This window comes from Thiohalocapsa sp. ML1, from assembly GCF_001469165.1.
In the GTDB taxonomy this organism is placed as follows: domain Bacteria; phylum Pseudomonadota; class Gammaproteobacteria; order Chromatiales; family Chromatiaceae; genus Thiohalocapsa.
This window is the reverse complement of sequence record NZ_JABX01000077.1, coordinates 1-14,402: the sequence shown is the minus strand read 5'-3', so window position 1 is coordinate 14,402 and position 14,402 is coordinate 1. Positions and strand designations below refer to the sequence as shown.

The following is a 14,402-nucleotide window of genomic DNA, read 5'->3' as shown; positions in this document are numbered from 1 at the left end:
CATTCTCTCCCAAACCAACCTGGTCACTCAGGGGGGCTTGGATTTCCTATCCGTCCCCTGCAACCATACCCGGCTCCGCCAAAGGCATGATGAAGATACTCAAACCCACCGCCACCATGGCCGCGACCGCCCTGCTGGCCGGGCTCGTCGCGGCAGCGCCCGTCACCGCCGGTTTTTACACCTTCGCGTCGGCCGACATGGCACTCGGCAACCTGCGCTTGACGTTTAGCGGCCCGGACGCGGCGCTGACCTGGGAAGACGAGTGGTTTGGAGAGGTGCCGGCCCGCGCGCAGGACACGGTCTTCGGGTCCGACGATGCGTTCGACGCCTTCCTCGGCAACGCTGGCGACATCACCGCGACGGTGCAGACGACCCATGTCTCCTCACTTGCGACCTACCAGGTTATCGACGGCGAGAACGTCGCGATCGACCCCGGGTCCAGCATCGTCGCCACGACCCGCTCCGAACTCGAGATCGCAGGCAAGAACCGGCAGGGCGACGGCGCCGCTAACGCCCGTTTCGACAACTACTTCTCCATCGCCAGCCTGAACCCTTCCGGCTCGACCATCGCGGTCACACTACTGCTCGACTACGCTGGCGCGCTGACCGGCACCGCCGATGCGGGAGGCTTCTTCGATGTCACCAGCGGCGCCTTTATCGAGCTGTACGCGGTGGACCAGGTAACCGGTGACGTGTCCGACCTGCTGGCTTTCGATCAGGTCTTCGACACCGCGACCGGCACCAACAGAAGCTACACAAACGCCCTCACCGGAACGCTGGCGATCATCGTTAACCTCTTCGACAACCAGACCTACTGGCTGTACGCGGAGGCCGACAGCGAGACCTATGGCGCCGTGCCGTTGCCCGCCACGCTGCCGCTGATGCTGCTGGGGTTCGGCCTGCTGGCCTGGCGTCGCCGCCGCTGAGAGGCGGCGGCCAACTTCAGAACTGCCGGGTAAATGCGAACCGATCGACGACTGAAAAAACTAACGCCCCTGCGGGGGCACCGGAGCCGGCCATGAACGTGAAGGGCAAGCTGATTCTGGGATTGCTGACCGGCCTGATGCTGACGGGCATGTCCCCGGATCCCGCGGACGCGCGCCCGGTTGCGGCGACCCCACCGACGCCAGTCCCTTGTCAGTGCGAGGATGCAGCTGGCGAATGTCCGCCGCCAGGCTGTCCTTCCTGTTCTACGACTGGCGCTGGTGCCTCGGAATCCCATGACCTGTTCCGCTGTAACGCGAGTTCGATAGCCTGCCCCGGATTCGCGGTCCGGCATACACCGGCGCTCGCGAGCGGTGAGCTTGCCACCCTGGACGCCGGACTCGGCTTCGGTTGGATTCATACATACCAGCAGGCGATCTTCCCCCAAGGTTCGGACCTGTTCCGCCTCGGCGAGGATGGTCGCATCACCAAGTACCAGCGCGCCGGGCGACGTGGCGGCTTGACGCCGACCCGCGGCCACCACGAATCCATTGTCGAGAACCCGGATGGTTCCATCGAGATCACCGCCTTCGAGGGCGGCACCGTGACCCGCTTCGAGAAGGTGCCCGGCAATCCCTTCCGCATCACCGCGGTCGAGCCCTGGATGCTGACCCGGATCACCGACCGCGACGGCAACCAGACGGTCTTGACCTATGGCGGGGGCCTGTTACAGACCGTCACCGACCCCAGTGGCCGGGTGATCGAGTTCGGCTACGGCGCCAACAATCGCGTCAGCACCATCACCGCCCCGCTGGGGCGCGTAACCCGCTTCGGTTACGACGGTGCCGGCAACCTGGCCCGCATCGAAAACGCCGCGGGCAATGTGACACACTACCGCTATAACGCGCGACACCAGATCACGCAGCGCACCGACGCCAACGGCAACCGCACCACCTACCGCTACAACAGCGACGGCAAGCTCGTCGAGGTCCTGGATCAGACCGGGGCCAGACACACGGCCTTGACCAACGACCGCGGCTGGGCCACCGACACGGCGACATTGCTGCGCACCAAGGAGCGTGTCTTCGAGGTCAACCCCAGCACCGGTGTTGCAATCACCCGCGCCACCGATGGTAACGGCCAGGTCTGGCAGCACCATTACAACCGCAACGGCTATCCGGTCCGCACGATCACCCCGGATGGCACCACCACCAGCTACGCCTATGATGCCAGCGGCTACAACCTGGCCAGCGTCACCGACGCCAATGGCAATACCACGCGTTACGACTACGATAGCCGGTCCCGGCTCATCAAGGAGATCGACGCCAAGGGCTTCGAGACCGCCTACGCCTACACCGATGCCAACTGCCCGGACCAGATCACCGGGATTACGTCCCCCAACGCATCGCAGACCGAATACCAATACGACGCCGCGTGCAACCGCACGCGCGAGACCCGCGACGCCGGTGGCCTGAACCTGGTCCACACCTGGACCTACAACCCCGACGGCACCGTCGCGACCGAGATCGATCCGAATGGCCATACCACAACCTTTGCCTACGATGGCCTCGGCCACCTGATCCAGACCAACGACCCCGCGGGCATCACCAACCGCTACGCCCATGATGTCTACGGCAACCGCACCTGCGCCGTCGACGGCAACGGCCATGTAACCGTCTACGAGTACGACCAACTCGACCGCCCGATCCGCGAGATCGCGAAGATCGGCACCCAGGTCGCCCCCAGTGACCCGATCGCCCCGGCCTGCACCCCGGCCGATGCCGACGACATCATCACCGCCGAATACCAGTACGACGGCAACGGCAACCAAACCCTGGTCCGCCGCCAGTCCAACACCACCGAGCCGCGCGAGTGGCAGGTCACGACCTACACCTATGACCATCGCGACCGACTGGTCCAGGAAACCCAGGACCCGAACGGCCTGAACCTGACCACACGCTACACCTACGACAATAACGATAACCGCATCGCGACCACCGACCCGAACGGCAACACCACCGCCTTCGCCTACGATGTGCAAAACCGCCTGACCCAGGTCACCGACGCCCTCGGCAACCAGACCGAAACCAGTTACGACCCGACCGGCAACCGCCTCTGCGAGCGCGATGCCAACGGCCATCACAGCGTCTTCACCTACGACGCGCTCAATCGGCTCGTCTCCCAGGCGCGCAAGCTCGGCGCCCAGAACTGCGACGCCGCCGACGGCGACGATCTGGTCACCCGGTACTTCTACGACAGCGGTGCGTCCATCGCCTGCTTCCCGGACCCCGGCGCACCCGCGTGCGCTGGCCCGATGCCCGGCGGCAGCAACATCGCCTATCGGATCGACCCCGAGGGGCGCTACAGCTACGACAAATACGATGCGCTCGATCGGCACTGGGTCAGCATCCGCAAGGTCGGCGACGGCGCGGACACCTGCGACCCGCCCGGCGACCCCAATGGCCAGGACTGGTGCGAATACACCCAATACGATGCGGCTGGCAACGTCCTCGCCCGCCTCGACGCCAATGGCAACCGCACCGCGATGACCTACCTGGACAATGACTGGCTCCTGACCGAGACGCAGGATCCGGGCGGGCTGAACCTGGTCACCGGCTATACCTATGACGGCGCCGGCAATGTCCTGACCGTCACCGAACCGCGCGGCAACACCAGCAGCAACGCCTATGACGAGCGTGACCAACTCGTGCAAATCACCGACCTGATCGGCCTGGTGGCGAGCTACCGTCATGACGGCGTCGGCAACCGCATCGAGGAATGCGACGGCAACGGCAACTGCACCCGTTTCGGCTATGACCGCGTCAACCGCCTGATCGCGATGACCGACGCCCTCGGCGAACTGACCGAGCAGGCCTATGACGCCAAGGGCAACCTGCTCGCGGTCTTCAACCGCAAGGGCAACCCGACCTGCCACAGCTATGACCCGATCAACCGCCGCACCATGACCGTGCAGAAGATGGGCGGCACCGACTGCGCCGTCATCGATGCCGATGACCTCTGGACCCAGACCGACTACGATGCCGTCGGCAACGTCGCCGCGCTGGCCACCGCGCGCCTCGCGCTGCCCGCCGACTGCGCCGCCGCGACCCCCGCTGACGACTGCCAGCGCACCGCTTATGACTATGACGATGCCGACCGCCTGATCCTGGAGACCTATGCCGATGGCACAACCCGCGCCTTCGCCTATGACCGCGCCGGCAACCTGACCGCCCGCACCGACCAGATGGGCCGCCTGACCCAGTTCCGCTACAACGACCTCGACTACCTGCTCGCCCGCGACTATCAGGACCCGACCGAGCCTGACGACAGCTTCAGCTACGACATTGCCGGACGGATGCTGACCGCGACCCGCGGCGCCTGGGTTGCTACGTTCGACAGCTACGACGCCGTCAATCGCCTCTTGCAGACTACCCAGGACTGGGCCGGCCAGCCGATGGTCATTGCCTATGCCTACGACAGCGCCGCCGGCACCCGCGACCTGACCTATCCAGGTGGCCGCCAATGCGAGGAGCAGACCGATCTGCGCGGGCGCCTGATCGACGTGACCTGCGACAGCTTTGCCGCCCAATACGCCTACGACCTCGGCAACCGCGTCGCGACGCGCGCCTACAACAACGGCGTCACCGCCACCTACGGCTATGATGCCAACAATTGGATCACCTCGCTGATCCATGACAACGGCGTCAGCGTCGCCGGGTTCGGCTACGACTACGATGCCGAGGGCAACAAGCGCTACGAATTCAAGGCGCACGACCCCGACGCCTCCGAGGCCTACGCCTATGATGCAGCCGATCGGCTCATCGACTACCGGGTCGGCGAAATCATCGGCGCCAGCGTGCCGGTCCCGGCCACCCAGCGCCAGTACGACCTGGACAAGGTCGGCAACTGGGATCAATTCAGCATCGACGGCGTCCTGTTCGACAACGATCCGAACCAGATGAACGAATACGTCACGTTCAAGGAACGGATCGACCCGCCGCCGCCCGCCGCCGGCGAGGACTGGACCCACGACGCCAACGGCAACCGCACCGAAGACGGCCAGCGCCGCTACACCTACGACGCCGAGAACCGCCTGGTCTCGGTCGAGCGCAAGATCGACGGCAACCTCAGCACCTATCAGTACGACGCCCTCGGTCGGCGCGTGGTCCGCGTGCTCGATGCCAACCTGGCGACGCCGACCGTGCTGCGCTACGCCAACGACGACGCCCGCGAGATCGAGGAGCAGGACGCCCTCGGCGCGACGCTCGCGACCTGGGTCTTCGGCAACTACATCGACGAAGCGCTGAACATGCAGCGCGGTGGCGATGACTACTACTACCACCAGCAGGCGCTCTGGTCCGTGATCGCGGTGACCGATGCGGCAGGCAACGTCGTCGAGCGGTATGCGTATACGGATTATGGCTGTCCGACCATTACAGATGGGGATGGTGTGCCTGTGGCGCTGAACGCTTGGGGGACCGCGCACAGTACGTTTGGGAATGCGTATCTATTCACCGGGCGGCAGTGGGATCAGGAGTCGGGGTTGTATTATTACCGGGCACGACACTTTACGTGCTTGAGCGGGAGATTTTTGCAGCGTGATCCGATTGGTGACAAAGCCACCAAATTCATGAGACAAACTAAGGGAGTCCAACCTTGGCTCGCTCACGTAAAGAATACAAAAATAGGGGAAATCTCAACGACGCAGATGGAGTTCGATTTCGCTAATGCCTACGAGTACGTCGAGTCTAGCCCATTGAACGCAGTAGACCCATCAGGTTTAGCAAGCATTCAAGCTGTAACGTGTTTTTGCTGCGCCGGAGTCTACGCTGGAGTCTGCGGCTCCCTTTGTGCCACAAGTCACTGGGACGACCCACGCGACTCTTGGGGACAGTGCTTTGTGAAGTGCGTGTCGTCAGCCCATGGTAAACCGCTAGGCTACATCTGCGAAACGGCCTGCCTGGCAATGGTGGGCGGAAAACACTTGCCAAAAGGGAAGCTCCGCCCCGGCCCACGACCTCCGTGGCACCCGCAGCCACCGCGGCCTCCATGGATACACTAAACCCCATATGGCGCAACGTTCATAGACGCCGACATATGGGGAAGCGGGAGAAAGCCCGCGTACGCTGGGGTGAGCGATAGCGAACTCCAGCATCTTCGGAGCCGGCAACACTGCGTTGGGGTTCCTTCGTCACCCCAATCGACGAATGACGAGGCGCCGGAAACGTAGCCCGCATAGGTTGGGGTTAGCCCGCGGGGAGAAATGAGGGACAGACCACGTTTTTGCCCGTTTCATTTGCCAGATTCCATGACCTGGCCTGACCTCAAGAATGCGGAGGTGCCGACACCAATAAGCGAAACCCCGTATCCCCAATTACAAACCGGATCCATCACGTAACGCCGGGAACGATACAACTCGTTCATCGCCCCACCCAACCGCCATCGTCGATCGGAGCGGAAGGACGGCATGGGGTACGGAGAGGAGACGATTGACGCTCCTGGACCCGCGGTAACATGCTTCGCCATCGTGGAGGTCGCTGAGATGTCCGTGCAAGATGGGAGTAAAGGGTATCTGCTCGAGGTGCCGCTGGATGCCAGTGGTATCGAGGGATTCGTGCCGGACCGGGAGGTCAAGGGAGAAATGAGGGACAGACCACGTTTTTGCCCGTTTCACTTGCCAGATTCCATGACCTGGCCTGACCTCAAGAATGCGGAGGTACCGACACCAATAAGCGAAACCCCGTATCCCCAGTTGCAAACCGGATCCATCACGTAACGCCGGGAACGATGCAGTTCGTTCCTCGCTCCACCCAACCGCCATCGTCGTTCGGAGCCGAAGAACGGCATGGGGGGCGGAGAGGAGACGATTGACGGTCCTGAACCCGCGGTAACATGCTTCGCCATCGTGGAGGTCGCTGAGATGTCCGTGCGAGATGAGGGTAAAGGCTATCTGCTCGAAGTGCCGCTGGACGCCAGTGGCATCGAGGGATTCGAGCCCGACCGCGAGGTCAAGGTGCTGGTTCTCGGCGAGGGCGTTCCTGCCCGCTCCGCCACCGTGAAGCTCGACACGCAAGGCAGGGGCAGTGCCCGCTTCGAGTTCGACGGGCGGCCCGGGGCATTGCAGGTCTACGTGGGCCCGGCGGACGCCGCAGACGACGAGTTGCCGGGGCTCCAGACCATTGCTCACCGGGTAGCGGCCCGGCGCTGGACCGGTGCTGCCCGGCTCAAGCTGCCGGTGGTGATCCCACCCTACCACTGGTGGTGGTGGCGGCGCTGGTGCCGAACCTTCGTGGTGCGCGGGCGCGTCCTGTGTCCGGACGGCGCGGCCATCCCCGGGGCGCAGGTGTGCGCCTACGACGTCGACGCCTGGTGGTGGTGGAGCAGTCGCCAACTCGTGGGCTGCGGCACCACGGATGTCAACGGCGCCTTCGAGATCCGCTTTCGCTGGTGTTGCGGCTGGTGGCCCTGGCGCTGGTGGCGGCAGCGCGTCTGGGCGCTCGAACCCTTCCTGCTGGAGCGCATCCTCCCCGAGCTCCAACGCCTGCCCGATATTGGACCCGTCCCGCCGCCGGACCCGACGCCGGATATCCGCATCTTCCGCGCCCTGTTGGGCGAGGACCGCGTCACCGCGCTCAATCTCGCGGCCCAGCCGGCTCCGCTGTTCGTGCAGCGCGAACCAATTTCGCGTGCGTCGCTGCGCGCCGCGGGTCGCGATCAGATCGGCGCGAAGGTCGCCCCGATCAGCGCCCCGACTAGCGCACCGATTAGCGCCTGGGACCCCGGCGCCGAGACCGGCATCCGGCGTCGCATGGACATGCAGACCGGGGCCATCGAGCGGTTGCGTGAGGAGGTGGTCGCCCGGCTCCCGAAGCTTACGGGCCTGGAGGCGTTGCGCATCTGGCCGTGGTCGCCCCGCCTGCCCTGGTGGGATTGCGCCCCGGACCTGATCTTTCGGGTCACGCAGGACTGCGGCGTCCCCGGCAACGTAATCGTCGAGGAAGGCTACGGCGACACCCGCTGGAACGTGGACACGGAGACCGACCTCACCCTGGTCGCCAATGACAGCGCCTGCTGCATCGCTGATCAGGACGACGAACCGGAGGGCATCTGCGCCCTGATCACCGACGTCTGTCACAGCCCCATCAACGCGATCGGCGGCAACCCCGGCGCGGCGGCGACACCCGCTGGCTACCTGAGCCCCGGGCTTGCCGACACCACCGGTGACAGACCCTTTGGGGGAGCGGTGCTGATCCAGGGCCAGATAGGCAGCACGGTGGACTATTACGAGCCCGAGGTCTCGGACGACGATGGGCTCACCTGGACTCCCCTGCCACATTCGGCCCTGGCCGATATTCCGCGGCTGTACTGGATCCCGGCGACCGACACCTTCGTCAGCGTGCCCTTCCTGCACACCGTAGATGGTCGGCGGGTGTTCGAGAGCCGGCCCCACTACGAGGCCACCCATGACCCGACCAGTTGGGACGTGAGTCGCTATTGGATGGTCCGAAACTACGGGGCGTTGCTGCGCTGGCAGACCGCTACGCCCTTCCTCAATGGCCGTTACCGCCTGCGCCTGCGGGGCTGGCAACTCGCCGCGAGCGGCCAGTTGGTGAACGATGTCGTCTTGCCAACATGCAGTATCGCCTCGCCCGCCGAGCTGGTGCTGCGGATCGACAACCGGCTGGTGGGCGCGGGCAGCGGGCACCCGCCCAGCGTCCCGGACCACCCCTGCGGCGCGGGCACGGTGCATACCTGCACCCTGGAGCCGGCCACCGACTTCGTCGCCGTGCGCATCGTCCGGCTGGATGGAAGCCAGGTGCCGGTGAGCGCCTGTGGCAACGTGCCCGTGGGGCCGAACGACGTGCTGGAGGTGGACTTCTACGCCCACGATCCGGAAGGGCACCTGGCCTACTACACCCTGCACGCGACCTACGGCGAGAACCTGGACGTGAACCTGCTCGACCCCGCCGCGGTGCCGAGCCTCACCGATGCCACTCACGGACTAGGTCTCTTCCCGCTTGGCGGACTGGCGGTGGCCGCTGCGGCTCAGGTGGGGCCGAAGTACGGACAGGCCCGGGCCCAGGGGGCCGCCGCACCGGTCTGGCACGGCGGGGGCTTGCGGCTTCGGGTCAAGGCGACGGAGGTCTTCCCGCGCACCTGCTGCTACCAGCTTGAGCTGCGCGCCCACAAGCGCACCGTGGTGGACTGTGGCTACAGCCTTTGGCATCACACCAACTACAGCGAGTACGGCTTCATGGTGGTGGTCGCCGCAGCCGCGCCACCTGTGCCCGTCCCGATGCTGCCAGCGCTCGAAACGCGGCGATCGGAATAAGCACTCAGGCCGGGGCATCCGCGTGAGTTGGCTGCAATCCTGTCAGGCCCGATCTCCGGTACTCGCTCAACCGCAAGCCACCGGGATCGGGCCCGATCATCGTCCGCTGGAAGGGAGGTCCTGATGTCCCAATGCCATTAAGTTAGCGCTAAGCCCATGCTAACTCAATGAAAAAATGTTAAAATAGCCACTGTTTCACAAGACCACATGAAGGTTCCTCACATGGTCATCCAGCAATCCCGCGAATTTTTTCAGTGGCTTACGATGTAGGCAGTAAGCCATCGCCGATTTTTGTCCCAACTCGCTGATTTCGCAAAGTAACCCTTGGCCCTTGGCCCTTGGCCCTTGGCCCTTCGGTGCACTTGCGCCAACGAGCGCGCCGCGCAAGCCGAACGCTCCGTGCCCTGGAACCCGCATGGTGTTGCGGCGTGGACTGGAGTGTTGACCTCCAGGTCAACACGGCGACAGAGCGGGATACCTTCGCGCGTGCGGAGCCGACCGGCAGGTCAGGCTCTCCGGCCCGGGATTTCGTTGCCGGTGCGCGGGCGCAGGCATCAGTGCCCTTGCGCGAGCACGGCCTTCAGATCCATGCCTTGCAGGTCGTCGGCCGATGCAGCCTCATCCGGTGTCGGGAATATCGGGCTGCCCGGCGACCACAACTCCAGGCTGTCGGCATGCCGGTCGTAGAAGCCGGGGTCGGTGGTGACGCGGACCGGGGCCGACATGCCGGGCGCGAGATAGCTGAAGTCCTTCTTGCCCACCGCGCCGACCTCCACACCCGGCAAGCCGGCCCTCCAGCGTGCTCGCGAGGGCCGCGAAGCTGCTCGCCAGGCGCCGCCGATAGATGGTCATCACGAAGCCGACGGCCGTGCGCTGATCGCCGGCGGCGTTGTCGTAGGTGCTGGAGATGGAGTCCTCCACCTGCTCGTAGACGCGCCGCTCGGCATCGGTGAGCTGCACGAAGCGATCCGACACGTCGCGGTCCGCGATGGGCGTCTTGAGCTTGCCCGCCTTGTGATAGCGGCGCAGCAGCTCGCGGGTGTGGCGGGAGATCAGGTGCTTGAGCGGCGTCTGCGCCTTCATCAGCCGCACCGCGGCGACGCGCTCGGTGGTTTCCAGCCGCTTCAGCGGTATGGATGCGCCGTCCCGCAGCGCCCGGAGCACCTTCTTCAGTTTCAGGCGGCTCAGGTCCGGCAGCGCGCGGGCTGCATTCTCGTCCGACACGGCGCCGTAGGCTTGCTCCGCCGCACGAAACAGCCGCGCCATCTGAGCAAGCTGTTCATGCGACGGGCTCGGGCGCGCCGCGTTCTCGAAGAAGCCGAGGAACCCCTGGACATGCCAATCCGCCGGCAGCCCGAGCAGCCACAGCAGGTCCCAGACCTCGATCGGGCTCACCTGCATCGGGGTCGCGGTGAGCAGGACCAGCCCCTCGGTGCGCTCGCGCAGGCCGCGCATCAGGCGCAGCAGGTGATTCGGCCGGTCGTCCAGGTCGGCGCCGCGGCGGCGGGCATGGTGGGCCTCGTCGAGCACGATCAGGTCCCAGGGCTCGGCATCGTTGAGGAGTTGCGGCGCACGCTCCCGGCGCCGCAGCAGGTGGCTCGACGCGAGCACGCACGGCTCCTTGTGCCAGTCGTCGGGGCCGACCTTGCGCTCCGCGGCGCCGTAGCGGCCCGGAGAGGCGTACCAGCGCAGGCGTTGCCCGTCGTAGATCGGCCAGTTGAGATTGAACTTCTCGCGCAGCTCGAGCTGCCACTGGGTCAGCACCGCCTTCGGCGCCATGATCAGAATGCGCCGCGCCCGGCCCGACAACCAGGCTTGGCGCAGCAGCATCCCGGCCTGGATGGTCTTGCCCAAGCCCACCTCGTCGGCGATCAACAGGCGCGGCGGCCAGTGGTCATAGAGTCGCTGGAAGGCGCGCACCTGATGCGGCCAGGGTGTCACCGCGCAGGTCGCCTCGCCGACGCGCTCGCCGCCATTGGACCAGCTCGGTGCGTGCTTGATATACCCCCAGATCAAGCGCCGCAGGTCCAGCGGCGGCGGTTCCGGCGCTTGGGGTTCCGGTGGATCGGTGGGAGGCTTCGGATCGGTCTCCTGCCGCTGCTTCTTCTTCAACCGCCCGGGCATGTCATCCTTGGGCAGGAACTTGAGCAGCTCGTCGCGGACCGCTGTGGGCACGTCCACGACCCGAGCCATCGCCGCCTTGTCGGCCCAGAGCTGCTGAAAGCTCTGTTCCTCCGCCTGCACGTGCGCGGCCGTACCGCCCCAGCTCGTGAAGACATGGAAGCTGTCCCAGTGGAGCTTCCAGCCCTGCTCGGTCTCGTTCAGGCTGCCGCTGAACGCGAGCCGGTTGCCGGCGGCGTCCTCGATGATGCCGGCCTTCTCGTGGAACAGCCCGACCCCGGCGATGGGCCGCCGCTCGGCATCACAAGGCACGGCCACCTTCACGTCCAGGTGCCCCTTCGCGATCATCCAGGCGAGCAACGCCAGGGCATCGATGGCCGCGGGATCGGCTGCCCGCAGCGGCTCCGCCAGCATGGCCGCCGCCGCGGTATCCCTGAGCTTGGCACCCTGCTCGATGGCCGCCACGTGCTCCGCGCTCAGCGTGCAGCCGACCACGAGGCGCATCCTGCCGCCGTTGCCGATCAGCGCCTCGACACCGCGGGCGGCGAGCGCCAGGGCATAGGCGTTGAAGAAGCCGGTGGAGCGGTCGTAGCGGATGGCGCATTGGAGCGCGGGCACGTAGAAGCCCTGCACCAGGTCGCCGTGCTCGGGGCTGTACTTGGTCTGCCATGCCGATCCGGTCAGGAGTCCGCCGGATGGCGTCGCCACGCTGTCTGTCATCAGAGGTCGCCTCCGCCGAGCCGGTCGAGATGTCGCTGCACCTGATCCCATGGAAGTCTCCGACCACCTGCGCGCATGCACACATAGGCGGCTTCTGCCTCCCCGATGCCGATCACCTCGCCTGCGACCCGCCGCTCCATAAGGCAAAGCGTGCCCATGACGGCAACCCCCTCGTCAACGGCGATCCGGCGCAACGCGCGGTCGCCGGTAAGCACCGAGTATCGGCTTCGGCGGGCGCGCGCGAAATAAGCGAAGTCGTTGAAACGGGCCCGCCCTCTGCCTCGGAGTCAGGGCTCTGTATTGCCCTTCGCTTTTGCGTGAACGTCCGCAAGCTTTCGCTTAAACGATTCTCGTGACGACTGAGGTAGTCGGACGAGACTGCGATCGGCCGAGGCCGTGGCTGTTTGGAGATCACCCTCCATTGCGAGGATATATGCCTTAAGTCTACTAATGGTCTCTTCTGATATCGTTCTCTCTCTTGATAAAGAGATCAGTTTTTGATGCGAATCTCTGATGCGTACCAAGTCACCGTTATACGCGGCTAGATATGCTTTGCTAATCAGAGGGTAATGAGACTCTGGGTGCTTGGCAATCGCGTCGTCAATTGCGTCGACTGCAGCCGTGTAGTCGCGTTCTACCTTCGCATAAAAGTCCGCCTGAGCAATATCTGCCATTTGCTCCCCTAGGTCAGTCCCGAGGTTGCGCAATTCCTCGATGAGTTGTCTTAGCATCCGCCTATCTTGGCTGCCCGCCGCCGCGTTCACTAGCGTGTTGAAGTATGCTTGTATATGGTAAGCGTTTTTCTTGTTCGATTCGTAATTCTCTTTTGCTAAGTCCGACGCCAGTTCGTACTCCTCAATAGAAAGATACACCTGCACGAGCTCTCTCTTCGCTCTATTCGCGACCGGCGCTTCACCGAGGCACTTGCTAAGGCGTTCGATGGCGTCCTTGGCTCGTCCTTGCAATCGATAATAGAAGCCTAGTAGGAAATTGTGCTCCGGACCTTGAATGTGTTGAACTTCTTGAACCAGTCGGCTATCTTTTTTTCTAGCTAGGGACAAACACAAATAATACCGAACGTCCTTCTCGATCGCAGGCTCCAAAATATGCCTCTTCGCCAATAATCTATCGGCCAGTTCGATTACGCGATCCAAATGGCCTCGTTCCTGATAGAGTTCCCTCATGCTTGCCAAGAAGTGTGATGGAACGAGGTATGCATCCATGGGTACCTGACCACTCTTGATTGCCTCTTTCATTGAATATAGAAGGTCCGAAACATCCCGGCCTTCGAGGTCGGCGTCTTGGAGAAATCTGTCAAGGTGATCTTGCAGCTTCTTCTGAAATACCTCAGGCATCTGCAACCTATTTCGCTGAATGTAGTCGCGGATGACGTCATTTAGCCGGAGAAATTCCCGCTCGACCCCAACGTAATCACACACTGACTCCGCCAACAGTTGTTCGATCAGAGGTATATACCGAGCTTCCTCTATAAGCGAAAAGAGAAAGTCAAAGCTGATGAATTCAAACTTCGATAGCAAATACAGAAGATCCAGAATCTCGTCGCTTTCTGCGTACTTGGAAAGAATGGTGGCTGCCTTGTCGGAATTGTATTCGGTAATCTCATGTGATCGCTTCTTGGTCTCTGAAATGCCAAGGTCTTTCAGTAGTTCACAAGTGAACCTCAATTGATCTGGGAAGCCTTGAAATAAACCAATGAAGAACTTGAAATCTTCAACCGGAATCTCAATTCCTTGGCTCTTTAGGAGTCGCTTAAAGAGGCCGTTTCTTTCTGACACGGAAAGCTCCGGTACTGGTATCGCAAGCACTTGGGCAATGCGGCGGCAATACTCTGCTCGTACTCGGAAGCGGGACGCGATAAGGAAAACTGGGCGCCAATTGTCTTTGCCATAGTCCAAGATGCGTGAGAACCATTCCTGTGGTGCTCCCGTGTAATCTATGAGACACCCCTCGTCTTGCACCACCACAAATTCGCGCGCGTTCTGAATGTCCTCGACTATGTTTGCGGCGATGCGAATTCGATCCGATAGTTCTGTCTCCATGAGGTGAGTTGGGTACGCGGCGTTGGAAAGGCCCAAGTCGTAGAGCTTCACGATAAAATCATCTATCCCATCCTGTCTTCCGAGGTATATCGACGGAAACTCATAGGATTGAGCGGCTAGGCTGCATTTGATCAATGCATGTCGAAGAAGAGATCGTCTGCCAATGCGCGGGAACCCAGACGCGATGAAGCAAAGCGGGGGCGGTTGATCGGGGTCGTCGACGCGCAGCTCAATATCACTGATAA

The 14,402-nt window shown here is 63.3% G+C and carries 7 protein-coding genes; 4 read left to right on the top strand and 3 right to left on the bottom strand.

Translation table 11 applies throughout. The features are described from left to right. The 4 genes from ML01_RS25630 to ML01_RS25615 form a co-directional block, all read left to right on the top strand. A partial coding sequence (locus ML01_RS25630) for a PEP-CTERM sorting domain-containing protein (protein WP_216819275.1) occupies nucleotides 1–926 on the top strand: 926 nt, incomplete at its 5' end. 92 nt (nucleotides 927–1,018) lie between these two features. After that, nucleotides 1,019–5,986 (top strand): RHS repeat-associated core domain-containing protein, encoded by a 4,968-nt coding sequence (locus ML01_RS25625; RefSeq protein WP_082674682.1) that lies wholly within the window; start codon nucleotides 1,019–1,021, stop codon nucleotides 5,984–5,986. 480 nt (nucleotides 5,987–6,466) lie between these two features. Continuing rightward, entirely contained in the window at nucleotides 6,467–6,700 is a 234-nt protein-coding gene (locus tag ML01_RS30380; RefSeq protein WP_216819274.1) for a hypothetical protein, read from the top strand. 144 nt (nucleotides 6,701–6,844) lie between these two features. Continuing rightward, complete coding sequence (locus ML01_RS25615; protein ID WP_058558214.1) at nucleotides 6,845–9,256, top strand: carboxypeptidase-like regulatory domain-containing protein; 2,412 nt, start codon at nucleotides 6,845–6,847, stop codon at nucleotides 9,254–9,256. 618 nt (nucleotides 9,257–9,874) lie between these two features. On the opposite strand, the gene ML01_RS25610 is transcribed toward ML01_RS25615, so the two are convergent. The 3 genes from ML01_RS25610 to ML01_RS25600 form a co-directional block, all read right to left on the bottom strand. Next, nucleotides 9,875–12,097: an SNF2-related protein gene (locus ML01_RS25610; protein ID WP_082674681.1), complete on the bottom strand. Its 2,223-nt coding sequence runs from the start codon at nucleotides 12,095–12,097 to the stop codon at nucleotides 9,875–9,877. Further along, nucleotides 12,097–12,312: a hypothetical protein gene (locus ML01_RS25605; RefSeq protein ID WP_058558213.1), complete on the bottom strand. Its 216-nt coding sequence runs from the start codon at nucleotides 12,310–12,312 to the stop codon at nucleotides 12,097–12,099. The genes ML01_RS25610 and ML01_RS25605 overlap by 1 nt, the downstream gene beginning before the upstream one ends. Before the next feature lie 72 nt (nucleotides 12,313–12,384). Then, nucleotides 12,385–14,402, bottom strand: a 2,018-nt coding sequence (locus tag ML01_RS25600; RefSeq protein WP_058558212.1) for a lipopolysaccharide assembly protein LapB, incomplete at its 5' end; no start/stop codon positions are given.

Excerpts from the sequence above, each read along its gene's own strand:
- ML01_RS25615 (WP_058558214.1), top strand. The coding sequence starts at position 6,845 with ATGTCCGTGCGAGATGAGGGTAAAGGCTATCTGCTCGAAGTGCCGCTG.
- ML01_RS25610 (WP_082674681.1), bottom strand. The coding sequence starts at position 12,097 with ATGACAGACAGCGTGGCGACGCCATCCGGCGGACTCCTGACCGGATCG.
- ML01_RS25625 (WP_082674682.1), top strand. The coding sequence starts at position 1,019 with ATGAACGTGAAGGGCAAGCTGATTCTGGGATTGCTGACCGGCCTGATG.
- ML01_RS30380 (WP_216819274.1), top strand. The coding sequence starts at position 6,467 with ATGTCCGTGCAAGATGGGAGTAAAGGGTATCTGCTCGAGGTGCCGCTG.